17 protein-coding genes and 1 pseudogene are annotated in these 24115 nt (G+C 46.7%); 6 read left to right on the plus strand and 12 right to left on the minus strand.

Going from position 1 to position 24115, the window contains the following annotated elements:
• Nucleotides 1–161: 161 nt before the first annotated feature.
• Nucleotides 162–719, plus strand: a complete 558-nt coding sequence (locus tag ACUJFK_RS02300) for a phosphoribosyl-AMP cyclohydrolase (RefSeq protein ID WP_445425947.1) — start codon at nt 162–164, stop codon at nt 717–719.
• Nucleotides 720–854: 135 nt separating this feature from the next.
• Here the strand turns inward: ACUJFK_RS02300 and ACUJFK_RS02305 are convergent, their stop codons facing one another.
• From ACUJFK_RS02305 to ACUJFK_RS02315, 3 genes are all read right to left on the minus strand, one after another.
• Nucleotides 855–1526: a response regulator transcription factor gene (locus ACUJFK_RS02305; protein WP_445425948.1), complete on the minus strand. Its 672-nt coding sequence runs from the start codon at nt 1524–1526 to the stop codon at nt 855–857.
• Nucleotides 1507–3114: a sensor histidine kinase gene (locus ACUJFK_RS02310; RefSeq protein WP_445425949.1), complete on the minus strand. Its 1608-nt coding sequence runs from the start codon at nt 3112–3114 to the stop codon at nt 1507–1509. The genes ACUJFK_RS02305 and ACUJFK_RS02310 overlap by 20 nt, the downstream gene beginning before the upstream one ends.
• Before the next feature lie 196 nt (nt 3115–3310).
• Nucleotides 3311–4276, minus strand: a complete 966-nt coding sequence (locus ACUJFK_RS02315; protein WP_445425950.1) for a hypothetical protein — start codon at nt 4274–4276, stop codon at nt 3311–3313.
• Nucleotides 4277–4672: 396 nt separating this feature from the next.
• On the opposite strand from ACUJFK_RS02315, the gene ACUJFK_RS02320 reads away from it, so the two are divergent.
• Nucleotides 4673–5422, plus strand: coding sequence for a LamG-like jellyroll fold domain-containing protein (locus ACUJFK_RS02320; RefSeq protein WP_445425951.1), 750 nt, complete (start codon nt 4673–4675; stop codon nt 5420–5422).
• A gap of 129 nt (nt 5423–5551) precedes the next feature.
• On the opposite strand, the gene ACUJFK_RS02325 is transcribed toward ACUJFK_RS02320, so the two are convergent.
• A complete protein-coding gene (locus ACUJFK_RS02325) occupies nt 5552–6190 on the minus strand; it encodes an OmpA family protein (protein WP_445425952.1) in 639 nt (212 codons plus the stop codon).
• Nucleotides 6191–6348: 158 nt separating this feature from the next.
• Between ACUJFK_RS02325 and proB the strand changes: the two are divergent.
• A pseudogene (gene proB / locus ACUJFK_RS02330) lies at nt 6349–7471 on the plus strand (glutamate 5-kinase).
• Between the two features lie 13 nt (nt 7472–7484).
• Here proB and argA read toward each other — a convergent pair.
• The 4 genes from argA to ACUJFK_RS02350 all read right to left on the minus strand — a co-directional run bounded on the left by argA (nt 7485) and on the right by ACUJFK_RS02350 (nt 11138).
• Nucleotides 7485–8804, minus strand: a complete 1320-nt coding sequence (gene argA / locus ACUJFK_RS02335; protein ID WP_226750490.1) for an amino-acid N-acetyltransferase — start codon at nt 8802–8804, stop codon at nt 7485–7487.
• A gap of 139 nt (nt 8805–8943) precedes the next feature.
• Nucleotides 8944–10095, minus strand: coding sequence for a glutathionylspermidine synthase family protein (locus ACUJFK_RS02340; protein ID WP_445425953.1), 1152 nt, complete (start codon nt 10093–10095; stop codon nt 8944–8946).
• A 1-nt stretch (nt 10096) separates the two neighbouring features.
• Nucleotides 10097–10714 (minus strand): DUF1190 domain-containing protein, encoded by a 618-nt coding sequence (locus ACUJFK_RS02345; RefSeq protein WP_306177363.1) that lies wholly within the window; start codon nt 10712–10714, stop codon nt 10097–10099.
• 10 nt (nt 10715–10724) lie between these two features.
• Nucleotides 10725–11138 carry a DUF350 domain-containing protein gene (locus tag ACUJFK_RS02350; RefSeq protein ID WP_306177362.1) on the minus strand — a complete coding sequence of 138 codons (414 nt, stop codon included), beginning with the start codon at nt 11136–11138 and terminating at the stop codon, nt 10725–10727.
• A 203-nt stretch (nt 11139–11341) separates the two neighbouring features.
• Here ACUJFK_RS02350 and ACUJFK_RS02355 point away from each other — a divergent pair, with 203 nt between their 5' ends.
• Nucleotides 11342–13402 carry a M13 family metallopeptidase gene (locus tag ACUJFK_RS02355; RefSeq protein ID WP_445425954.1) on the plus strand — a complete coding sequence of 687 codons (2061 nt, stop codon included), beginning with the start codon at nt 11342–11344 and terminating at the stop codon, nt 13400–13402.
• Between the two features lie 106 nt (nt 13403–13508).
• On the opposite strand, the gene ACUJFK_RS02360 is transcribed toward ACUJFK_RS02355, so the two are convergent.
• Nucleotides 13509–14084 (minus strand): porin family protein, encoded by a 576-nt coding sequence (locus ACUJFK_RS02360; RefSeq protein ID WP_445425955.1) that lies wholly within the window; start codon nt 14082–14084, stop codon nt 13509–13511.
• Nucleotides 14085–14328: 244 nt separating this feature from the next.
• On the opposite strand from ACUJFK_RS02360, the gene ACUJFK_RS02365 reads away from it, so the two are divergent.
• On the plus strand, nt 14329–16749 hold the full coding sequence (locus ACUJFK_RS02365; RefSeq protein ID WP_445425956.1) for a prolyl oligopeptidase family serine peptidase: 2421 nt from the start codon (nt 14329–14331) through the stop codon (nt 16747–16749).
• A gap of 233 nt (nt 16750–16982) precedes the next feature.
• On the opposite strand, the gene ACUJFK_RS02370 is transcribed toward ACUJFK_RS02365, so the two are convergent.
• The gene (locus tag ACUJFK_RS02370) at nt 16983–17495 is read right to left on the minus strand and encodes a SixA phosphatase family protein (RefSeq protein WP_445425957.1); all 513 of its coding nucleotides are present in this window, start codon (nt 17493–17495) and stop codon (nt 16983–16985) included.
• An 89-nt stretch (nt 17496–17584) separates the two neighbouring features.
• The gene (locus ACUJFK_RS02375; RefSeq protein WP_445425958.1) at nt 17585–18820 is read right to left on the minus strand and encodes a cystathionine gamma-synthase family protein; all 1236 of its coding nucleotides are present in this window, start codon (nt 18818–18820) and stop codon (nt 17585–17587) included.
• A 446-nt stretch (nt 18821–19266) separates the two neighbouring features.
• On the opposite strand from ACUJFK_RS02375, the gene ACUJFK_RS02380 reads away from it, so the two are divergent.
• Nucleotides 19267–21540 (plus strand): CHRD domain-containing protein, encoded by a 2274-nt coding sequence (locus tag ACUJFK_RS02380; RefSeq protein WP_306177356.1) that lies wholly within the window; start codon nt 19267–19269, stop codon nt 21538–21540.
• A gap of 74 nt (nt 21541–21614) precedes the next feature.
• On the opposite strand, the gene malQ is transcribed toward ACUJFK_RS02380, so the two are convergent.
• Nucleotides 21615–23753: a 4-alpha-glucanotransferase gene (gene malQ, locus ACUJFK_RS02385; RefSeq protein ID WP_445425959.1), complete on the minus strand. Its 2139-nt coding sequence runs from the start codon at nt 23751–23753 to the stop codon at nt 21615–21617.
• Between the last annotated feature and the right edge of the window lie 362 nt (nt 23754–24115).

The following is a 24115-nucleotide window of genomic DNA, read 5'->3' on the forward strand; positions in this document are numbered from 1 at the left end:
GTGTGTTGAAACAAACGACGTAGTTGCCGTTGTTCATTTATTTTTAATCTAAGTGCTGCGTTGTGTTCATGTTTAGTGGGAGTTGTTGTTCAGATTGTCTGAGTAAAGTGGTCAGCAGTTAAATACAACCTCTTGTAACTTAATAGAACGGAACAATAATTATGATGAACAAAAAGTTAGTAATGGTTTCAATAGCGCTGTCTGTGTTGGCAAGCAGTGCGGTTATGGCCTCGCCGGTAGTAAACAACAATATTACTGAAGCTGAAGTGAAAACAGCGCAGCAAGCTTGGGGACAAGCACTCATTGACATTAGCGCGGCTTACACCGCAGGTGGACAAGCGCAAGCTGAAAAAGTGGCCCGCCAAGTGTTAGATGCCGCCTATGGTTACAATTTAGGTGCGGTGTTGTTTAAACCCACTTTAGCTAATGGCAACCAGACATTTCGCACCAACTATAACGGCGCCTTGTCTTATTTTATCGGCAACAATGCCGAATATGCCAATGACAGCGGCTTTGCGCTAAAAGGTTGGCAGGGTTATGACTTTAGCAATGCCAGTGTCTATATTAATGGTGATTTAGCCTTAACGATGGGTCACGTTATGCTGACTGACAAAAGCGGTAACGTAACCACCGTGGATAAAACTTGGGGCTTTAAGAAGGATGAGCAAGGCGCGCTGCGCATCGTATTGCACCATTCTTCTTTACCTTATAGCCAATAAATTGCCAACGCGTGTTTGACGCGTATTACCCAGCTCATCCCAACCTTGGCTAGTAACACAACAGCGTTACTAGCCCTTTTTATCGAAAAGTCTCCGAAAAAACGTGACAAACGTAATGCCTTGTCGCGCAGTCAATCATTCTTGCAGGCAGTAACCCAAGCCACGCCGGGTGTGGAGCAATTTAATTGGGTAAGGATCGTCAATTTTTTTCCGTAGCCTCGCCATATACACATCAACAATGTTGGTCAGGGGATCTTCATTTAGGCCCCACACATTGGTCAGGATGCGCTCGCGGCTATACACTTTGCCACTGTTACTCATTAACAGTTCCAGTATGCCGAGCTCTTTGGCGGTTAACGTCAGAGTGGTGCCGGCACGCTGCGCGGTCATGCTATCTAAATCGAGCTGCAAGTCGGCTACTGTTAGTTGCCTGGTGCGTTCGCCTGCGGCCATGCGATTACCTAATGCTTCAATACGCGCCAGTAACTCTTCAAAATGAAAAGGTTTACCTAGGTAATCATCGGCACCGGCGCGTAACCCTTTAACACGTTCGTCCACTTCAGACAGTGCGGATAAAATAAGAATACGGGCATTGACTTTTTGGCTGCGTAATTGCTGACACAAGGTTATACCGTCTGTTTGTGGGAGCATGCGGTCTAAGACGATAACGTCGGGCTCAAATTGGCTTAACACGTCAAAAATACCTGCGCCGGAGTCCAGTAACAAAGTCAAGTAACCTTCGGCTTTCAGCCCTCGGGATAAAAAACTCCCCACTTTTTCATCATCTTCAACAATCAGTATTTTCATCTTCAGTTCCACAAAAGTGAGGGAGGCCAATCGTTACCGTGCAGCCTTTAATATCATTAGCGTCAAGGCGGATGCTGCCGTCATGCGCTTCAACAATGGCTTTAGCGATACATAAGCCCACACCCAAGCCATCTGGACGCGCCTGCCGTGCTGCTGCACTGCGGTAATGTCGTTGAAACAGCTGTTGCCTATCTGCCGGTTGTAGGCCAATACCTTGGTCTGTCAGTTGCAGTCGAAGCTCGTTTTGATCAGCGCTAAACGCCAGTTTCAGGCAGGTATGTTGGCGTGAATAATGTTGGGCATTGTCGGTAATAATACGCAATACCACCGCAAACTTTTCAACGTCGAGCAGTAACCATTGATCTTCAGGTAGGCTAGGCACGAGGCAATGCTCCAGTTCAAAACGGCTATTCAGATGTTGCTTAATGATATTCAATGCCATGCCCATAAAAGTGCTGGTAAGCAAAGGTTTAAGGCTAACCTGTACCAGACGGTCTTCACCTCTAGCCAAAAATAACAAATCATCAATGCGTTGATTCAGTTGGTTGCTGGCCGCGAGGATACGCTCGAATGCTTCTTTATATTCAGCAATATCTTTGTCTTTACCGCGTAAGCTGATTTCAGCTTCACCCTGAATGCTGGTGGCCGGTGTTCGTAATTCATGGCTAATGTCGGTTAACAGCTGTTTTTGTCGCTGTTCAGCATGATGCAACTGCGTTAAAGCATTTTGCAACTCACTGGTGCGGGTTTGCACCAGTTGCTCGGTGGCTTGTTGGGTTTTCTTTTCTTGTTCGGCGTAAGCAAAAATATAGCCCGACATGAGATTAAATTGCCGGGCGAGTTCAGTAAACTCGGTCGAGCCACTTTCATGAATGCGGTGTGAAAAATGCCCTTGCTGCAATTGTTGCGTGCCGCTTAGCAAATTTTGCAAAGGGCGACTCAACGCCCGTGACAGATATATCGCCAGCCATAAGGTAAGCAAAATGGCAATGACACTGATCGCGGCAATAGCGCGTTTGACTAACAGCAGTGCGTTTAGCGCATCTTGCTCGGTGAGCTCAGCACGTTGTTTTTGTTGCAAGATCGCCTGTTGCAGCAATTCCGCTAAATCGGTGTCTTGAAAGGTGTCAAACATGGCGATTAAAATACGCCACCGTTCGGCATCATCGCTATATAGCGCAATTTCTTGTGTTTTTAGCGCCCGCTCTAAGGTTTGTAAGTTGCTTTGCAGCAGTGAAATGACTTTCACTTGTGCCATGATATGTTGTAAATCGGCCTCACTGGTACTGTATAGTTGATCGCGAATAGCCAGTTGGTCTAGATCCGTCAATTGTGCCTGCATACGGGATGACAAGGTGTCACGAAAATCCGTATTGGCATTTTCGGTGAGCAGATATTCTGCCAACCACACTTTTAGCCGTTGCTTATCCGCACGCAGCGAGAAAAACTCTGCCAGCATCTGATTGGCAATTCGGTTACGCTCTGTATGAAATTCAGAATTTTGGTGCGCCCAAAAGCTGATGACAGACTGCAGTAGTACCACGGTTAATAAAATACAAAGCGAGACAATCAGTTTGCGTTGGTACATAGACTTAATTTATTGAGAGCGGAACATGAGCGCAGTATAGGCAGTTAAATGGGTTTAAGCATGAAAATAACGTTAACATTGTGCGTAAATCGATCAAGCAAACTATTCTACTGCTGTGATCAGGGGTTGTGACACTTCGCTAAGCAAAAATAGAGTGCGGTGTTTTTCTTTACAACATTAAGCAGCAATGCATGCTTTATTCCTCAGCGGTTTGCGCCAAGCGAGTGGCGAGTTGCTGATACAGTTGTTGATGAAAACTGCCCAGTGCTGCTGGCTCGATTTGCTTAAAGTAGCTGTAAGCCTGCGCTGGACGTTTGAGCTGTAGGTTTATCTCCAGCAGTCGCAGCAGATGAATATGGTGTTGCACTTGGTGCTCTGGCTCGGCGGTATACTTTAGCGAATCTTGGTAGAGCTGATCTGCCGCCGCTAACTGGCCTAGTAGTTGTTGTGTGCGGGCCAGATTGCCCATCCCGATAATCATTTTGCCAGTATGACCAAGCGAAATAGCAGCAGCCAATGCGTCTGCACGGTAAGCCGCTGCAGACGCCAAATCATTTCGCTGATGGCTGATATGTGCCAAATTAGAATTCAGTTCGAATAAGAACAGAGGATCGATACTTTTAGAATAATGCGATTGAGCAAAACGCAGGAGTTGCTCTGCCTGATCAAGTTCGCCTAAATAGTATTGCAGGTTGGCCAACTCGACTATTCGCAGTGGGTTACCAAAAGCGGTGTAAACCTCCTTTAAGATTGCCACTGCTTTGGCAGCATAGATTTTTGCTTCATCGGTTTTTTTAAAATAAAACAGCGCTTTAGCATAGTAAAAATAGAGTTGTACCCGAAACACATCAGGCATAGCGGGCTGCGTTAATAAATACTCTGCTTCATGTTGTAATTGTAAAAAATGCTGTTTATCAAACAGATAATTGAGTTGGTAGGCTTTTATCCGAAACCAATTATTGCTGTAGGGGGTAGTTGCAGTAAGTTGCTGTTGCAGATAATGCTCACAGCTTATCGTGTTGTCTTGCTGACAAAACGCTTCGTGGTCACTCAGGTTTTCTGAAGCGCTGATGCTGAAAGCTGTAAATAGTAAAATGACCAGAGACAAGCGCATAAAAACGTTACTGCCATTGAAAATGAATGCCGGTTGCAATACTGCCACTATGGCTGCTTAGCGGCATATCGTCAAATATAGAGCATGAATAGCTCAGCGTTTTATCACAAAGAAAGTGTTTAGTAATACATTTTAAAACAGTTGATGTTAAGAGAACACATTTAGCTAATCACGCTGAGTTACCCTTTGTTGTCTCCGCTATGGTTAGCCAAACGATAAAAAGCCGAGCTTACTGATTATTATTTATAGCTAAGCGTTTCACCCGGCATAAAGCATTTTGGCTATTTTTTAAGCGTCAGGATTTTTTACAGTCTCAACAGCGGATTTTTTTAAATTCAATAAAATCATGAGTTTAATTTTTGGCATTATTTTTGCTTGTTAATACTTTAGTATTACTAAGTATTTTTACTTAACAATGACAGTTTTAATTTAGGGATAAGCACTATGAAATTTGTTCGGGTATTAGCATTTGCAGCAATGGCTGTTATTTCAACACAGGCCTCAGCAGGCCTCATTGCCGCTTATGATTTTGACGGAAATGCTGCCAACAACACCCAATCATCCGTTTACAATTTAGCCACAGTTGGCACAGCGGACTTTTCTAAACAAGCTTATTTCTCTGATGGTAATGGTGCAAATTATTTAAACGTAACCGGGCCAGGTGGTTTAACGGATTGGACTTTGTCTCTATGGCTTTTCACTGAGCAAGCAAACCAAGGCCAATTTAAAGGAATATTTTCAAATTTAGTAGACCCTAACACCACAAACTCTTGGCAAATAGATAGCTTTGATGGCGATTATAGACTGATCTCTGCTAACGGTGCTAACTCAACTATTGGTGCGGCGGTTGCGAATGATTGGCAGCATATCGTGGTGCAAAAATTTAGTGGAAGTAATGCCCGCTTATATTTTAATGGTGTTTTCGTACAAAACATTGGTTATAACCCAGGCGGATTACAAAATTTCAGAGTGGGTATTAACAGAGCAACAACAGAAAGCTACACAGGTTACATTGATAATATTCAAATATGGAATGATAGCTTGCTAAGTGCGGAAGATGTGGCCGGATTATATCGTACAGGTCCTGGTGCTAGTTCTGTTTCTGACACTGTTGCCGTGCCGGCACCTGCAACATTGTTGCTGTTTGGTTTTGGATTAATCATGGCGGTTAGAACCAGATTAGGTAAAAAATAATTCGCTGATATCCACTTTACTTTAAGTCTGCTTTTAGTGTTGAGTTAGCTAAAGCTAAAAGTTGCATGGGTAAAATATTAAAATAGTAAACGCAGCCTTTAGGCTGCGTTTTTGTTTAAGGCTTGTAGGTTATTCAACTACTGGCTCAATATGAATTTCGACACGGCGGTTTGCTGCACGATTGGCATCTGAATTATTCGGTAAAGCCGGGTAATCTGGGCCATAACCAATGGTTTCTAAACGTATCGGCTGCACACTTTGCGCCACGAGGTAATTTTTTACGGCATTAGCACGGGCGGTAGATAAGGTCATGTTGTATTGGCGTGTACCGGTATCATCGGTGTGGCCAGCAATCACTAACATGGTTTTAGGATAATCGCGCAATACTTTGGCGATATCATTTAATACAGGGTATAAGCTGGCACGCACGTCTGAGCGGTTAATCTCGAAGGTCAGCTGAGCTGGGATATCCAACATCAGTTTATCGCCATTGCGGATCACTTTAACGCCTGAGCCACTAAGCTCTTCGCGCAGGGCTTTTTCTTGCTTATCCATGTAACTACCAACGGCAGCACCGGCTAATGCGCCTACGGCAGCACCAATTACGATACGCTTGTCTTTATGGTTACCCGTAGCTTTACCCGCAACAGCACCAACAACGGCGCCAATAGCGGCACCGCGCGCAGTTTTTTGATTTTCTGTGGTTGCACAACCGGCTAAGACTAAGCTGGCTGACATTATTAAGGCGGTAGTGACTTTTAAATTCATGGTGTTACTCCGTGAAGCAAGGTAATTAAGGCTAAGCTTAGGCCTAGCGGCTGAATCATGGCTGAATTGATATCAGTGTTAGCAGATAAATAGCAATAGACATATAGACTTCCAAACTTTAAGCTAGGTAAGTTAAATGAGTGCTAAGGATGCAGGATATGCCCGTTCGAGGTTGGAAACGTATAGTGTTAAAAGTGGGTAGTGCTTTAATTGCACCTTCGGCAGACGGCTGTTCAACACGCTATTTATTGTCGATTGCGCGCTTTATTGCCGAGTGTCGCGCTGCGGGTACTGAAGTGGTGCTGGTTTCATCTGGCAGTGTCGCTGCTGGGCGCAATGCGATTAGTTTTAAGCAGTTACCTTTGCCGATTAACATTAAACAAGCGATGGCGGCAGTAGGGCAAAGCCGCATGATGGCTTGCTGGGCACAGCTTTTTGATTTTGATTGTGCGCAGGTTTTACTGACCCACGATGATTTAAAAGATCGGCGCCGTTATCTGAATATCGATAACACCTTGCGCACTTTGTTAGCAAATCAGGTGCTGCCGATAGTCAATGAAAACGACACGGTAGCCACAGCGGAATTAAAAGTGGGCGATAACGATAATCTCGCCGCGATGGTTGCGATTTTAGCCGATGCTGATGCCTTATTAATTTGCTCTGATATTGACGGTTTGTTTAATGCCAATCCGCGGACTACACCAGAGGCCAAGCTTATTCCCTTAGTTGAGCATGTAACTCCCGCTATTTATGCGATGGCGGGCGGCAAGCCACCATGCCATTGGCACGGGCGGTATGGCAACGAAAATTCAAGCGGCAGATAAAGCCACTAAGGCCGGTATTGATACGCTGATTATTAATGGACAAAAGGCTACCACCTTTGATGCGTTATTAGCCGATCGGCACTGTGGTACTTTGTTTCAGCGGCAACAAGAGCGCATCAGCGCCAAGAAACATTGGTTGCGGCACAACTTAAAACCGCAGGGAAGTATTGTGGTTGATGCGGGTGCTGCTCAGGCGTTACAACAGCGCGGCGCATCATTACTGCCCTCGGGCATTACGGCGACAGAAGGAAGTTTTGATAAGGGTGATGCAGTATTGCTGCAAACAGAGGCGGGGCTTACCTTGGCGCAGGGGATCAGTCAGTACAGTGCTTTAGAACTGGCCAAAATTCGTGGTGCGAAAAGCCAGCAGATTGCCAGCTTGTTAGGGTATTGCCCAAGTGAAGTGGCCGTGCATCGAGATGATTTAGCCCTGTTTGAAACAACAACGCCAGCTTAGCTGGCGTGGTGTTTTAAAAATCGAGCGCTAAAATTTTTGAGCGGCGCTGGTAATTATACAGCTGCTTTTTCTGACTAGGTAAGTCATCGACAGTCACCAACTGGAAGCCTTGCTCCAAAAACCAGTGAATGCTGCGGGTGGTTAAGGCAAATAACCGGTCATACTTGCGCTGTCGTGCTTGCTGGATCACGCTTTTTAACAAGATGCTGCCACGGTCGGCATCGCGATAATCAGGATGCACGGCTAAACAGGCAAACTCGCCGACATTATCTTCAGGAAACGGATACAGCGCTGCACAACCAATGACTAAACCGTCACGTTCGATCAGAGTGAAATGTTCAATTTCCATTTCTAATTGCTCGCGTGAGCGGCGCACCAACAGGCCTTGCTGCTCTAACGGCCGGATTAAATCAAGGATACCACCGATATCGCTGATCGCCGCGCGCCGGAGTTTTTCTGCGGATTCGGTAACTACTTGCGTACCGATACCATCACGTGAGAACAATTCTTGTAAGATTGAGCCATCTTCGTTGTAACAAACCAAGTGACAGCGTGGTACGCCCGCTCGACACGCCGTAATGGCGGCATTTAAAAAAGCTACCGTACCTACACAAGCATCACTGTCTGCCGCTAATCGCTGCATAATTTCTTCAGCACGGTTTGGCATTAATTCGGCGGTAATTTGCCCATCTTCGTCAGTAATGCCCCCTGCTTCGTTAAAGCCAATCATCTTATCGGCTTTTAAACGGATCGCGACCTGCGTGGCAATTTCTTCGGCGGTCAGATTAAAACTTTCCCCGGTGACAGACGCCGCAATGGGTCCCATCAGTACGATACCGTTGTTGTCTAATTGCCGGCGAATACCGTTGGTATCAATGCGTCTTACTTTACCACTGTGGAAATAATCGACACCTTCGTCAACGCCTAGCGGCTGCGCAATAACGAAGTTACCACTCACCACGTTAATTTGTGCGCCTTGCATGGGCGTATTGCTCAAACTCATCGATAAGCGAGCGGTAATATCTAATTGTAAGGCACCGGCGACTTGTTTAATCAGTCGAAAGGATTCGTCGTCAGTGACGCGCACGCGATTATGGTATTGTGGCTCTAAGCCGGCTTGTTGCAAGGCCTGATTGATCTGCGGCCTAGCGCCATACACTAGAACGATTTTAATACCGAGGCTATTTAACAAGGCAATATCGTTAACGATACTGCGGATACCCGATTGCATAATCGCTTCGCCACCGAGCATGATGACAAAGGTTTTACCGCGGTGGGCATTCACATAAGGGGCAGATTGGCGGAAACCGCTGACAAGTTCAGTAGTGCGCACGGGCGATGAAGATCCTTTGGTTAACATTTAAGGTTAAGTCTGGCAGCTATTGGCATAAACTGCCAGACTTGAACGGAAATAACGCAGGCAACATAGCATTAAAGTGACTTTATATCCACAATAAGTGAATAATTATTCTTTAATCTAGGATGATATGCGGTACAAATCGAGAACTATCTTTAGTGATGAGGCTGTTATCCTCACGGATGCCAATACCTGCGGCCATATCACCGACCACCCAGCTACCAATTAAAGTAAAGTGTTCACCAAAACGGGGTAAAGGTGCAAAGGCTTGTCGAATATAGCCATTATCGTTATATGGGCCGGGTTCAAACAAGCTTTGTCCATCCGGAGTGATCATTTCGATATTGGCACCTTCACGGGAGAATAAGGGTTTACGTACCCAGCCGGGTGTTAATGGCTTTTTACCGTCATCAAAAAATGACGGTAATAAATTAGGATGGCCCTGATATTTTTGCCACAACAGTGGCAAGATACCTTTGTTAGATAACAAGGTTTTCCACAGAGGTTCTAAGAAACGCGTTTCTGTAGTCAGTAAGGTAGCGGCAAACTCTTCTTGCAGCATAAATTCCCACGGGTATAGTTTAAACAACCCTTGGATCGGGAAACCGGCTAAATCGACTAACTGGCCGTCAATATCACCCAGTTGTTCTAATTGAATATACCGGCTGTCTAGGCCGCTTTGCAGCGCAATATCCATCAGATAATCGACGGTGCCTTTATCTTCGATACTTTGCGTCACGCTACTAAAATAAAACGGTTGGGGTAAGGGTAATTCGGCAAAGGCTTGCTCTAACTTATCTTGCAAGGAGTTAAATTGATCGGCATTGGCGGGTAGCACACCCCTCATCTGCTGATCTTCTAGCCATACCCACTGAAAAAAGCCCGTTTCATATAAAGACGTTGGGGTATCGTAATTTAACTCTAACAGTTTAGCTGGGCCTTGGCCGTTGTAAGCAAAGTCGAGGCGACCGTATAAATGAGGTTCAGCATTATTCCAGCTATCACGCACCGCATCCCAAAAGCGCTCAGGTACAGCGAGCTGGGTAAGTTGTTGTTCGTTTTGCAAAATGTCGGGGATCAGATCCAACGCCATTTGATGCAGCTCTTCGGTTGGCGCTTCTAAGTCTTGCTCAATTTGCGCCAAGCTGAATTGATAATAAGCCGATTCATCCCAGTAGACTTCGCCATCTATGGTATGAAAATCAAAGCCCACACTTTCAGCGAAATCTTGCCAACCTGGGCGCGGTGCTATGGGGATGCGTTTCATGTTAACCGCCGAAACTGCTGCTGCGCTGTGCGGCAGTAGCGCGTTGCTGCGCTTGTGAGCCAAAGCCACCACGACGCGCTAAGCTGGCAGGTTTAGGCTGCACGGCCGATGGCCGAACCTGTGTTGGGCCAGATTGGCTAGCTACCGGTGCATTGCTTGCAGTGCGAAAAGTACTGCGATCATCCCGTGATTTGTACAACGGTTGCGTCGGCACACTGTTGCGCGCCGCTGCACTGCTTTGTTGTGGCGCTTGTGCACCCATACCACCGCGATTGAGCATTTGTCCGGCCATAAAGCCCATCATCATGGGCATAAAAAAACTGCCTTGAGCACTTTGTTGTTGCGGTGCGGTTTCGCAACTGCCCGTACCAAAGTCAGCCTCACACTCTTGTTTATTGGCATAACGAGGAGCCACTTGCGGATGCAATGCGGCGGCTTCTTCAAACGCAGCTTGGCATTGAGCCGGTGGATTATAAAAAGCAGCACACTCATCTGGTGTATTGTAAACCTGAGCTTCTACCGTTTTTTCTTGGCCACAGCCTTGTAGTAACAAGGTGGCGGCGGGCACCATAAAAATGAGCGCCGCTTTGCGGCTACGTTTACATGTGGTTTTTGGCATGATCTGCTCCTTAGTAACTCATACAGGCGGCATTTAACATACCGACGCTGATTGAACAGCCTGCAGAAAAAATCCCTGCAGCGATATCGCCTTTGGTGATACGTTCTGGTAGTTGTTTTAAGGCCAACTGGCTAACAAAAAAGGTTAGCACTTGCACTAGCAAGGCCACTGCACCCCAGATGGCACAATCTAACAATGACAATGAATGGGTGATGGCGCTAGACAGTGGCCAAGCAAAACCGATCAAGGCACCGGCAAAAGCCACTGCAGCAGCGGGATTATTTGCCCGAATTAAACCAAACTCATCATGCGGTGTTACCCAGCTATATAAGCGAATGAACAGCAGCAAAGAAATAATGGCCAAAGCAAAGTAAGCCAAAAAAGAGGGTAAACCGGTTAATGAGCTTAACGCTGTATCTAACATAGTAAGGTCCTATTACCTAAATGATGCACTGATCCTGCGGAAATTTGCGACGTAATTCAAGTAAAACCGTATCAAGGTAAAAACTACCGAAGTTTATCGCAGCCGGCAGGGCTAATATCCTGTTTATTGGACAGGCTTTGCTGACTTTTTCTACACTCGACAAGTCGTTTTAAAACAATAAAACAAAAAACCAAGGAACTATGATGAAAAAACTTTCTTTACTGGCGCTGGGCATTGCTGCCGCGTTGGGACTAGCGGCCTGTAGCAGTCAGCCGACCGTGGAACAAACCGCGCAAACACTGGCGATGCAAGAACAGAAAGCCGGTTTTGAGTTAAAAAACTTTGACCAAACGGTAGCGCCTCAGCAAGACTTTTTCCGTTTTGTTAATGGTAACTGGTTAAACAGTACCGACATTCCTGGTGATCGTTCACGTTGGGGTAGCTTTGATGAACTGCGTGAAAATGCCGAAAAACAAGTGTTAGAGATTATCCGCGAGCTGGCGGCGGGTGAACATGCTAAAGGCTCTGATGCGCAAAAGATTGCTGATTTATACTCTTCTTATTTAAATGAGCCATTAATTAACGTCTTGGGGTTAAATCCGTTGCGGGGCGACATTGTGCGTATTGAACAGTTACGCACACACCAAGATCTTACCGAGTTATGGGGCGAGTTACAGCGTTACCGTTTCGGGACACCGGTGTCTGTTTATGTTGGTCAGGATCAACGTCAATCTGATCAATATATTACAGGTGCTAGCCAAGGGGGTTTAGGTTTACCTGATCGCGATTACTACATCAAAGATGATGAGCGCTCTAAAAAACTGTTAAGCCAATATAGTGACTTTATTCAAACCTTGTGGCAGTTGGCCGGCTGGGATAATCCAGCGCAAGCTGCGGCGCAAATTATTGCGTTAGAAACCCAATTGGCAGAAGCACAGTGGAGCCGTATTCAAAATCGTGATCGTAACGCCACTTATAACAAATACACTTTAGCCGAGTTACAACAAGTGGCACCGGGCTTTGATTGGTCGCGTTTTATGGCTGCCGCCGAGCTGGATAAGGTGAATGAAGTTGTGGTACGTCAGCCATCTTATTTTACGGCGTTCGCCAAAATGCAGGGTGATGTGCCAGTGGCACAGTGGCAAACCTACTTAAAATTTCATTTACTTCGCAGTAATGCCAGTAATTTAAGTGAGCCTTTTGTGCAAGCGAGCTTTGAATTTTATGGTAAAACACTCAGTGGTTTACAAGAGCAGCGCAGCCGAGAAAAACGTGCAGTGGGAGTGGTGGACAGCAGCTTAGGCTTTATGGTTGGTAAGCAATATGTCGATCGCTACTTCAAAGCAGAAGCCAAAGCGCGTATGGACGAGATGATCGAAAACCTACGCGGTTCATTTAAGGTCGCCATTGCTGAGTTAGAATGGATGAGCGAACCGACTAAGGTGGAAGCGCAGGCCAAATTAGCCAAATTTAATACGAAAATCGGTTATCCTGATGTTTGGCGTGATTATGACTGTTTAACAATTGACGCTAATGATCTTATTGGCAATTTACGCCGCAGCAGCGAGTGCGAATACCAACGCATGGTGGCGCGTTTAGGCCAGCCAGTGAATCGTGATGAATGGGGCATGACACCGCAAACCGTGAATGCCTATTACAGCTCTACCATGAATGAAATCGTTTTCCCTGCCGCTATTTTGCAGCCGCCCTTTTTTAATGTAGCTGCGGATGACGCCATTAACTATGGCGCCATTGGTGGTGTTATTGGCCATGAATTTACGCACGGTTTTGATGATCAAGGTCGCCGTTCTGATGGTGACGGAAACTTGCGTGATTGGTGGACTCCCAGTGATGCGAAGCAATTTAGCGAGCGCGCGCAGCGGATGATTGATCAATACAATGCGTTTAATCCTATTGATAACTTAACCTTGCAAGGTGCTTTGGGTTTAGGTGAGAACATCGCGGACTTAGGCGGGTTAACCGTGGCCTATAAAGCATATAAGGCCGCCACTAAAGATAAACCACAGCAAACCATTGCCGGTTTTACTCCTGATCAGCGCTTCTTTATTGGTTGGGCGCAAGTGTGGCGCATTAAATTCCGTGATGAAGCCTTGCGCCAGCAAGTGATCACTGGCCCGCATTCGCCAGGCATGTACCGCGTGTTAGGTGTACTGTCGAATATGCCAGAGTTTTACGAAGCCTTCGATATCAAACCGGGTGACGGTATGTATCGTGAAGAAGATGTGCGCGTGAAAATTTGGTAGTGGTGGTCACTAAGGGTCTAGGCCCTTAGTGCCATGTTTTATAACATCCGGTTTGCTTGCTGCATTCTTGCTGAAGAGCAAACCGGATTTTTAGTAAGCGCTGCAATTAAAACTGATAAATGACACCTAAGCTCAGGTTATGACTTTTTAGCTTGTAGCCAAAGCCATCGTCGTTAAACTTTTCACTTGGCATTTGTAAATACTCAACGGTTGCAGATAAGTTCTGAGTAAATTTTACCCCCGCGCCAACACCCCAAGTTAAACCGTCTACGGTTTCTGAATCAGAGTAATAGAAATCGCCGTCGCGTTCTTTGTAAGTGAACTTACTGGCAGCATAACCGGCAACACCATACAGAGAAAATGCGTCGGTAATGGGTACGCTGCCTTTCATTAACACTGCGGTTTGTTGGCTTACGTCCAGTTTTTCGGAATAGCCGATATCTTGAAAGCTTTCACCGCTAACGCCCTTACCTAAGCGTAATTCTGTGGCAAAAAAAGGCGTGAATTGATAACCAGCGATGGCGCTTAATACCGTAAAATCAAAATCATCGCTAAAACCAGCCGCAGATTCTTTTAAGGTGGTATTACTGATTTGGCCACCGATATAAAAAGGTGAGTCGGCTGCGAAAACGGGCGTCACTAAACTGCTTGCCAGGGCAATGGCTAAAATTTTATTTAACATGGTCTTTCCTTGTGGGTTGTTATACGCCCTTACTATCTGCTGCAACGCCTGAATATAATCTGAATGATTTTACATATATGGTTTATTTTAATAACATTTTTTATTCATCTGCCGTTCATAAAAATGATGAAGATTTAACGCTGTTTTGTGCATTTATCTCAGCTTTTCCCTAGATGGTCGAAACTGACAGCAGCCTGTGCTAGAACATGCTAAAAAGAAGTTGATAACTTATTAGGAAAACAACATGAACAGCTTATTACGTACTCTGCTGCTGGGGGCTGCGCTTGCTTGTGGTAGCTATGCGCTTGCCACAGCCGTTGATATTAATTACCAACAGCCTAGCCAAGACATTATCGATATTGTCGATGCAGCACCGGCACCCAGTGCCAGTTTAAGCCCTGATGGGCGTACATTGCTAAGCACGGCTTTTCCTGCGTTACCCAGTATTGCCGATTTAGCTGCACCCGAGTACCGTTTAGCGGGCGTCCGTTTTAACCCAGCGAATAATGGCCCAGCGCAACCACGCTACGTCTCTTCTTTACAACTTATTGATCTTGCCACTCAGCAAAGTCGAGCGATCAGTGGTTTACCAAAAAGCCTAAAAGCGGTGAATTTAAGCTGGTCGCCCGACAGTCGTTATTTCGCGTTTATTCAGTTAGATGACACTATCGCGACTTTATGGCGGGTTGATATTGCTAAAGCGAAAGCCAGTCAGTGGAGTAAAACACCCATTAATGCGATCTGGGGTGGGGCTTTACAGTGGTCAGCTGATAGCAAAGCGATTTTCGCCAGCAGTGTGCCGGCAAAACGTGGTGCCGAGCCGCAAGCGAGTAAAGTGCCCACTGGCCCTGTCGTGACGGAAGCGCGTGGTCGCACCGCGCCAGCGCGGACTTATCAAGATTTACTGAAAGATAAACATGATGAAGCCTTGTTTAGCCATTACTTCACCAGTCAATTAGTAAAAATTGGCCTAAATAATAAAGTAACTGCCATTGGCAAACCGCAGTTATTTCGCGGTATTGAAGTGTCTCCTGATAATAACTTTATTTTAGTCAATCGTTTAGAGCAGCCGTTTTCCTATGCCGTACCGGTATTTCGTTTTGGCTATACTGCTGAAGTATGGGATGCCACGGGTAAGTTAGTTTATAACGTGGTGCAGCAACCGGTTGCTGATAATTTACCCATTGCCTTTGATGCGGTACCCACCGGTCGGCGTGATATCGGCTGGCGTGCCGATCATGCGGCTACCCTCTATTGGGCGGAAGCGGCAGATGGCGGTGATCCGGCCAATACGGCCACAGTGCGTGATCAGTTATTCCAACTGCCAGCCCCCTTTACGCAACCCGCTGAAAAGCTGCTAGATTTAAGTTATCGCTTTGCTAATCTGCGCGCTGGCGCTGATGGTAGCTTGATGGTGTCGGAGCGTTGGTGGCAAGATCGCAACGAAAAAGTGTGGTATTTAGCGCCAAAACAGCCAGCGCAATTAATGTGGGAGCGTTCATCTGAAGATCGTTATAACGATCCTGGTACACCGTTAATGACCACTGCTGCTAATGGCCAAAGTTTATTACGCATAGAAGATGGCGCGATTTATTTAATCGGTATTGGTGCTTCTACCGAAGGTAACCGCCCGTTTATTGATAAGCGCCAATTAATCAGTGGTGAAACCAGTCGCTTATGGCGCTCAGAAGCGCCTTTCTATGAATATCCGTACACCTTACTTGCGTCAGGCAAATTATTGACCCAGCGTGAGTCAAGCGATCTACCGCCTGACTTTTACCTGCGCGATTTGCAAAATGGTGAGCTGACGGCGTTAACACAAACTGCACATCCGATGCCGCATACCCAGGGTATTAGCCGCGAGTTAATTAATTATCAACGCGCCGATGGTGTGCCGATGTCGGCAACCTTATTACTGCCAGCCGGTTACGATAAAGCGCGTGATGGCGCCTTACCCACGGTAATTTGGGCTTATCCACGTGAGTTCAGAAGTGCGGCCGCCGCAGGCCAGGTGAGTGATTCACCTTATCGTTTTAATCGCATCAGTTATTGGACGCCACAGTTTTTAGCAACGCAAGGTTATGCGGTGATGGACAATGCCACCATGCCGATCGTTGGGGAGGGCGAGCAAGAGCCAAATGATACCTTTATCAAGCAATTAGTCATGAACGCCGAAGCCGCGATTGCGGCCGGTGTAAAGCTGGGCGTAACGGATGCTAATCGCGTAGCGGTAGGGGGGCATTCTTACGGTGCCTTTATGACCGCGAATTTGTTGGCGCACACCAACTTATTTAAAGCCGGTATTGCGCGTAGTGGTGCTTATAACCGCAGTTTAACGCCGTTTGGTTTTCAGCGTGAACAGCGTACCTTGTGGGATGATCCTGAGTTATACAGCCGCATGTCTCCGTTTTTCCATGCGCAAAAAATCAAAACACCGTTACTGATGATCCATGGTACAGACGATAACAACTCAGGCACTTTCCCGCTTCAAAGTGAGCGTTTATACCAAGCCATCAAAGGTAATGGCGGCACCACACGTTTAGTGATGTTGCCTTTAGAATCTCACGGTTACCGTGCGCGCGAATCGATCTTACATATGCTGTGGGAAACGACGGCTTGGTTAGATGAATTTGTGAAAAACGCTGAGCCCGCCAGCCAAAAATAACGGCTAAACGGCTGTATTTTATTAAGTTATAATAAAACCGCTGGTAACCTAAGGCTACCGGCGGTTTTTGTTTTACAGGCTGAAGAGTACAGTATTTGATGTTTTTTTTGGAAAGAACACTGCAGGTAATTAATCCAAGTCATGCTCAACACTCAACACTCAACACTCAACACTCAACACTCAACACTCAACACTCAACTAATCACTATTAAGCAATGACGCTGTGTAATGTGTTAATCAGCGGCTGTGTCTGGTTGGCAACGAAACTGTTGTTTGCGCAGTAATACGGTCGGCTGCCCGCTTAAGTCGATTTGGTACAGCATGGCGTAATCTTGTTCCGTCAGCGGTGCAACGTCGATCTCACTAAACAGTTTGACTAAAGCCGGCACGGTGTTGCTGTGGCCAACGATTAATACCGTGTGGTTTGCACTACTCAGCTGTTGTTTTAACTGCTCAGGTGCGGCTGGATGGTAACTTGTTACGGTTAACTGCTGGCGCTTTGCTACCGCGGCGGCTGTTTGTTGCGTACGTTGATAGGGCGTGGCATAGACTGCTTGCAATGGGATGGCTTGGAAATACTCGGCCAGTGCCTCGGCTCTGGCTTGGCCACACGCCGAGAGTGTCGGATCGGCACCACTGAGTTTTTCGGCATGCCGCACCAGATATAAGGTCTGGGCATTAACTTGTGGCAGCCATAAGCAAAACATACTGCTGCAGATGGCCAGAGCCTGAGATAACTTCAACATGAATAATTCCGCTTTAAAATCGTTGCTAGGTGCAACGCATCGAGGTTGCGCGGTCGGTGGCGGTTGATGCCCCCGACCGCATGCTGTGGTTAGTTCGTACCAAAAGTGGCGGCGAACGCATGGTCCAAATCGGCAATTAAATCGTCTGGGTGTTCTAAGCCAATCGATAAACGGATCAGCCCGTTGCTGATGCCAAAACGATCGCGCAGCTCGGCTGGCACACCAGAGTGTGTGGTGCTGCCTGGGTGGCACACTAAACTTTCGCTACCACCGAGACTGACCGCCGATTTAAAAATCGACAGGTTATTGATTAAACGAAACGCATCGGCTTTTGCTATGTCCATAACAAAAGAAAAGGTTGAGCTGGGGCCAGAGCACTGCCGTTGATAGACCGCCTGATAAGCCGCGTCAGTAATCAAGTCTGGATGCAGCACTTTGGCTGGCTTATAAGGGTTATTCGCCAGCCATTCTGCCACTTTACGCCCACTGGCAGCAGCACGTTCCATCCGAATACTTAAGGTTTCTAATGAGCGTGAAATCATCCAGCTGGTGTGTGGATCGAGGTTAAGACCAATGGCCCCGCGAATAGCCCGTACTGGGCGCAATATATCGCGGCTGCCACACACCGCACCCGCGACTAAATCGCTGTGGCCGCCCACATATTTGGTCAGTGAGTACATCGCCATATCAATGCCTTGTGGCACAGCTTGCTGAAATACGGGGCCCATTAACGTGTTATCACACACACTGATCGGCCGATGACCTGTTTCCGTTTTGATGATATCCAGTACGCGGTTTAAGGCAGCAAAATCAACTAACGAATTGGTTGGGTTGGCGGGAGATTCGACAAACACCATGGCCAGGCGGCCTTTTTTTGCAGCCGCTCTCAGTGCGCTCAACATGCCCATTTCATCTAAGCCATTATGAAATTCCCCGGTGTGAATATTAAACTCTGGCAAAAACTTACGGATCAAGGTTTCAGTGCCGCCATACAGTGGGGCACTTTGCACGATCACATCACCGGGACGCAGGTAAGCCAGTAAAATAGCGCTGATCGCACCCATGCCGCTGGAGCAAACCACCGAGCTTTCTGACCCTTCAAATAACGACAAACGATCTTCAATAATCTCAACATTAGGGTGGTTAAAACGGCTATAAATTAAGCCACCGACACTGCCTGCTGGAGCCGGTTTTCGCCCCGCCATAATATGAAAAAACTCTTCGCCTTCTTCAGGGGTTTGGTAAGCAAAAGTCGAGGTTAAAAACACCGGTGGCTTCACTGAGCCTTCGGAAAATTGCGGGTTATAACCATAAGACATCATCATGGTTTCCGGTTTTAAGGTATGTTCGCCAATTTTCTTTTTTTGTAGTTGCCGTCGTTAGCCATGATTTCTGCTTCTCTGATAAGTGTTGGTTATTTGTTGCTATTTCAGCGTCAACGCATACTAAACCGAAGAATAATAAATAGGTAGCAGCATAGATGCCTAATTTTGGCCAAGTTAATAGCGTAATAGTTGATTTAATTTTTGTGTTGCAACTTTAATGTTGAGCTGAATTATTTTTTAATGGCAAGTAATGCCTTAAGGGCTTGCCGCTTTTAGCCTGCAGCCGATTAATAAGAACACCTGCAAACTTCGCGCTTAAATAATCACCACTTTTAACGATCCTTTTTCGCCGTCATTACGTTACAACATGTGCAACCTTAGATGTACAGAGATTTCCTCTTGCCAAGCACGGCGTGTTTTGGCTTATAACGGTTAAGGATCCACATATGAAAAAGCTGATTTGTTTCAGTGTCATTGGGTTACTGCTAATGGGCTGTAATGATAACGACAATGATAAAATTGAAGTCCCACCACCACCGGTATTCACCGTATCACAAACCTTTAATGCCGCACTTTCTGGCGATCAACAAGTGCCACGCACGCCGTCTACCGCAATGGCAACGGGTACTGTTGAAATTGATGAAAACCTGATGCAAGTCAGAGCATCGATAAACTTAACCAGTGTCGCCAATGTGCAAGCTGTGCATATTCATGATGGTGATTTGGGTTTAAATGGGCCCGTCGCGTTCAGTTTCACCGATGGTAATAATGATGGGATATATCAATTAGCCGAGACCACCATTTCTGCAGATTTAATGACGGATCTGAAAGATGGCGATTGGTATATTAACGTGCATACTAGCGCTTACCCAGATGGCGAAATACGCGGTCAAATTGTTAATGACCAAACGCTTATTGTCACTTTCCCCTTGTCTGGTATGCAGCAAGTACCGGCAGTTGCATCGGCAGGTATGGGCTATGCTTATGCTGCCGTTGACCAAACCGATTTTGAAGTCAATCTAACGGTACGCACCTCGGGCGTAGAAGATGCGACTATGGCGCACATCCACACAGGCCGCATTGGCATGAATGGCGGGGTGTTAGCGGCGTTAGAGCAATTATCGGATGATCCGAATGTTTGGGTGCTGGCTGATAACACATTATTAGATGCGCCAACCTTTGCTGTTTTAGCCAGCGGTGGGCATTACGTTAATGTGCATACGCCAGCTAATCCAAGTGGTGAATTGCGTGGTCAAATTCTGACCAATGACTTTGTTCTGGCGACCTTTCCGTTAAGCGGAGCACAAGAAGTGCCCGCAGTAGCAACCCAAGCTTCGGGTAATGGTTATGCGCTGGTTAATACCACGAATTATGCTGTAGAAGTGGTCGCTGTTACTTCTGGCGTCAATGATGCGACGATGGCACATATTCATACCGGTCGTGTTGGTAATAACGGCAGTGTATTAGTTGCTTTAGAGCAAGCTGATGGTGAAGTTGGCGTTTGGGTTACGCCTGAAAACACCGCGATTAATGCTGAAATTTTTGCCGTGCTTGCCTCAGGCGGTCATTATGTCAATGTGCATACACCGGCGAATCCAAGCGGTGAGTTGCGCGGTCAAATTTTAACCGATAATTTTGCCTTGGCTACGTTTAAACTCAGTGGTGCACAAGAAGTACCGCGTGTAACTACCACCGCTTCGGGCGATGGTTATGCGTTAGTCAATACCACAGATTACAGTGTGGAAGTGGTTGCGGTAACACAGGGTGTTAATGACGCGACGATGGCGCATATTCATACTGGCCGCGTGGGGAATAACGGCCCAGTGTTAGTGGCGCTTGAGCAAGACCAAACTAACTTAGGTAAATGGTCTACGCCTGCTGAAACCGAGATCAATGCGGATATCTTTGCGGTACTGGCCTCAGGTGGGCACTATGTCAATATACACACGCCGGCTAATCCTGGTGGCGAATTACGTGGGCAAATCTTAACGGATAATTTTGTATTAGCGACGTTTAACCTCAGCGGTGCACAAGAAGTGCCAGCGGTAACCACAACGGCAACGGGTCAGGGTTATGCTTTAGTGAATACGAGCAACTTTAATCTAGAGCTGGTTGCTTTAACTCAAGGCGCAGATGCAGCCACTATGGCGCACATTCATACTGGCCGCATTGGTCAAAATGGCAGTGTGTTGGTTGCACTGGAGCGTGCCGCAGATAATGCAGGTAAATGGTCTACGCCAGCAGATACTATGATAAACGCAGAAATTTTGGCGGTGTTAGCAGATGGCGGACATTACGTGAATATTCATACGCCAACCAATCCAGGTGGTGAATTGCGTGGTCAAATCATTCGGGCTAGCGATTATGCTTTAGTCACGTTCCCGCTGTCTGGTGCGCAAGAAGTACCTGCAGTGACAACGATGGCGCGAGGTGATGGTTATGCCTTAGTGCGGTTACAAGACTTTAATGTGGAATTACAAGTGCTGACGAGCGGCGTTGCGGATGCCACCATGGCGCACATTCATACAGGTGTCAGAGGAAGTAATGGTCCGGTTCTTGTTGCGCTTGAGCGAAATACCGCGGATGTGAATCGTTGGCAGACAAGCACCGGTACTAACCTGAATGCAGCGATTTTTGCCGTGTTGGCGTCGGGTGGGCACTATGTCAACATTCATACCCCAGCTTTCCCAAGTGGCGAGATCCGTGGTCAAATTGAATAAGTTGGCTTAACCAGTCACCTGACGATTAAGCATAAAAGAACCCGATGGTAAGTAAGCTATCGGGTTTTTTCGTTTTAGGCCCGTGCCTGTTTGATTTTGAGTAATAATTGCTGGACATCCGCTTGCGCTAAAATGTCATCAATATTGCTCGGCAATTTACGACGCCAATTGGGGTATTCGGTGCTGGTTCCCGGAATATTAACCGGTGTATCCAACAACACCAAATCTTCTAACTGATAGGCAAATAGCTGCGCCGGTGTAGCAGCTGCATACAAATGACACGCCGTTACTAAGGCGGCGGCATCGGGCTCATGTAATTGCAGTTGCTGCTGTAACAGCTGTTTTTCATCTTTACGCAGTTGCTGCAAATTAGCCGCCACCTCAGCGCTTGGAAATAAATCCAGTTTATGCCGCAGCGCTAAATCATGCTCTTGCCAATAGCCAATCAGCGTCGGCATATCATGTGTTGTCACGGTGGCGAGTGCACGAGCCGGATAAGTTTGATCACGATAATCATAGCTGCCGTGTTTTTGTTCTAACATAAACACGCGATATGACAACACCTGATAGCGCTGCATCAATTCGCTGATGGCAACAGGCACTGTGCCTAAGTCTTCGCCGATAACCACACAATGATTACGCTGGCTTTCTAATGCGAGTATGGCAAAAAGCGCCGTGGCGGGCATGCCAATATAGGCGCCTGCGGTAGCATCCGCGCCTAAGGGACAGCACCACAAACGCAGCAGTGCCATTACATGATCAAGACGCAAGGCGCCAGCATTTCGCATATTGGCACGGATCAATTCAATAAATGGCTGATACGCTTTTTGACGTAAGGTGTGTGGGTTATAAGCCAGTAAACCCCAGTTTTGGCCTTTCGGAGCCATAATATCCGGTGGTGCACCCACGCTTAAATCCAGTAAGAAATCTTCAGGCGCGGCCCAGCTTTCGGCACTGCTGCGACTGGTGCCTACCGCGACATCACAATACAAACCAATGGCCATACCTTGCTTTTGACACTCAGCTTTTACTTCGGCTAATTGCTGTTGAGCTAGCCATTGTAAATACAATTGCTGATGAATTTGTTCTGCATGCTCTTGGGCAAACTGTTGCACCGCCGTGCTTTGCGGATTTTGATATTCCGGTGGAAAGTTTTGCCAAGCCGCCATCGCGTGATCTTGCCAAAACAGGGTACCTTGTAGCACTTTGAATAGCGCAGTTTGTTTTAACGATGCGCCGCCTTGCTGCACAAATTGCTGAAATGCTTGTGCTCGCGCACTCTGTTTGGCCAACTCTTGGGTTTTAAAAGTTTGGTAAAGCAATTTAGCCACTGGGGCTTTTAATGCCGCAACTTGGGCATAATCAACATCACTGGCGGCACGACAGGCGGCCAATTGTTGCTGAAACTCCGCTGACGCCACTAGCTGTTGGGCAGCGCTACAGTGTTGAAATTCGGCGCTGTGTTCAAGCGCAACGTACTGCGTATTGAGCCACAAGCGGCTGTTCGGGCTATAAGGGCTGCAATCTTGCGGCAACATAGGGTAGAGCGCATGCAATGGGTTTAAACCAATAAAGTCGTTACCCAGTGCCGCTAACGGCGCCACCATGTTTTTAAGATCAAGGAAATCGCCGATCCCCCAATTTCGGGCCGAGCGAATAGCGTATAACTGAATAGCCGGGCCCATCGTTTTGTGTAAGATGGCACTGTCATGTAACTGAAAACAGCGGCTTGGCGCGACAATCACCTGCTGCTGCCAGTGATGATGACCATCGCTCAATTGTAATTGATGATAGCCCAGTGGCAAATCGTCGGGTAACTGCAGCATAAAGGCCAGCATTTTTTGCTCGGCTAAAACGGCTTGTTCAATAATATCTTTTGGTTGCAGACTAATTTCGCCTTGCCGTACTTCACCCTCTTCTAAGTTAAGTTGCCATTGCCACAAGCTGCTAGCGTACTGTGCATCGAGTTGGAGTCTGACTTGTAGTGGCTGGCCTTGGGTGACCACCGTAACCGGCGCTATGGGCTCTTGCCAGCGTGATGCAATAGCTTGCTGAACTTGCTCGGCAATAACCTGTTCATTTGAAAGGTTAAAACCCATGGCATTTAAGATGGCCTGTTGCACCTCTGGCGCAATGGTCACAGGGTGACCATTGGCATGCACATAGCTTTGTTGCAATCCGGCAAGATCGGCTAGCTGTTGAAGTTGTTCCATAAAGCACCTGTTAGTCTGGTGTAGATATTACCCTCACAAGCATAAACAGCTCCCTGACATTAGGGAACATGCTGCATACGTATGCAGTTCATTTTGGTGCAAACTTCTGCTTGATAACGGTGTTTTATGCGTGGCGTGCTGTGTTTTTCAAGAAAAAACAAAGCTCTACCAATGTTAGCTTTGTGCATTAAAGGTGCAAGCTTATCTTGCGATGCACAGCATTTGGGCATAATTTTGCTTATGAATACGTATTCATCTTGAGTGAACGACAGAATAAGTTTAATAAATGAGCATGGCGAAACCGAGACTGATTACTTACGGGCAGGCTTACGGATTTCGCAGCAATAAAACAACAACAGACC

This window comes from Alishewanella sp. HL-SH06, assembly GCF_052656265.1.

Coding starts and splice junctions, on each gene's coding strand:
- ACUJFK_RS02300 (WP_445425947.1), top strand. CDS start 162: ATGATGAACAAAAAGTTAGTAATGGTTTCAATAGCGCTGTCTGTGTTG.
- ACUJFK_RS02305 (WP_445425948.1), bottom strand. CDS start 1,526: ATGAAAATACTGATTGTTGAAGATGATGAAAAAGTGGGGAGTTTTTTA.
- ACUJFK_RS02310 (WP_445425949.1), bottom strand. CDS start 3,114: ATGTACCAACGCAAACTGATTGTCTCGCTTTGTATTTTATTAACCGTG.
- ACUJFK_RS02320 (WP_445425951.1), top strand. CDS start 4,673: ATGAAATTTGTTCGGGTATTAGCATTTGCAGCAATGGCTGTTATTTCA.
- ACUJFK_RS02325 (WP_445425952.1), bottom strand. CDS start 6,190: ATGAATTTAAAAGTCACTACCGCCTTAATAATGTCAGCCAGCTTAGTC.
- ACUJFK_RS02340 (WP_445425953.1), bottom strand. CDS start 10,095: ATGAAACGCATCCCCATAGCACCGCGCCCAGGTTGGCAAGATTTCGCT.
- ACUJFK_RS02345 (WP_306177363.1), bottom strand. CDS start 10,714: ATGCCAAAAACCACATGTAAACGTAGCCGCAAAGCGGCGCTCATTTTT.
- ACUJFK_RS02350 (WP_306177362.1), bottom strand. CDS start 11,138: ATGTTAGATACAGCGTTAAGCTCATTAACCGGTTTACCCTCTTTTTTG.
- ACUJFK_RS02355 (WP_445425954.1), top strand. CDS start 11,342: ATGAAAAAACTTTCTTTACTGGCGCTGGGCATTGCTGCCGCGTTGGGA.
- ACUJFK_RS02360 (WP_445425955.1), bottom strand. CDS start 14,084: ATGTTAAATAAAATTTTAGCCATTGCCCTGGCAAGCAGTTTAGTGACG.
- ACUJFK_RS02365 (WP_445425956.1), top strand. CDS start 14,329: ATGAACAGCTTATTACGTACTCTGCTGCTGGGGGCTGCGCTTGCTTGT.
- ACUJFK_RS02370 (WP_445425957.1), bottom strand. CDS start 17,495: ATGTTGAAGTTATCTCAGGCTCTGGCCATCTGCAGCAGTATGTTTTGC.
- ACUJFK_RS02375 (WP_445425958.1), bottom strand. CDS start 18,820: ATGATGATGTCTTATGGTTATAACCCGCAATTTTCCGAAGGCTCAGTG.
- ACUJFK_RS02380 (WP_306177356.1), top strand. CDS start 19,267: ATGAAAAAGCTGATTTGTTTCAGTGTCATTGGGTTACTGCTAATGGGC.
- malQ (WP_445425959.1), bottom strand. CDS start 23,753: ATGGAACAACTTCAACAGCTAGCCGATCTTGCCGGATTGCAACAAAGC.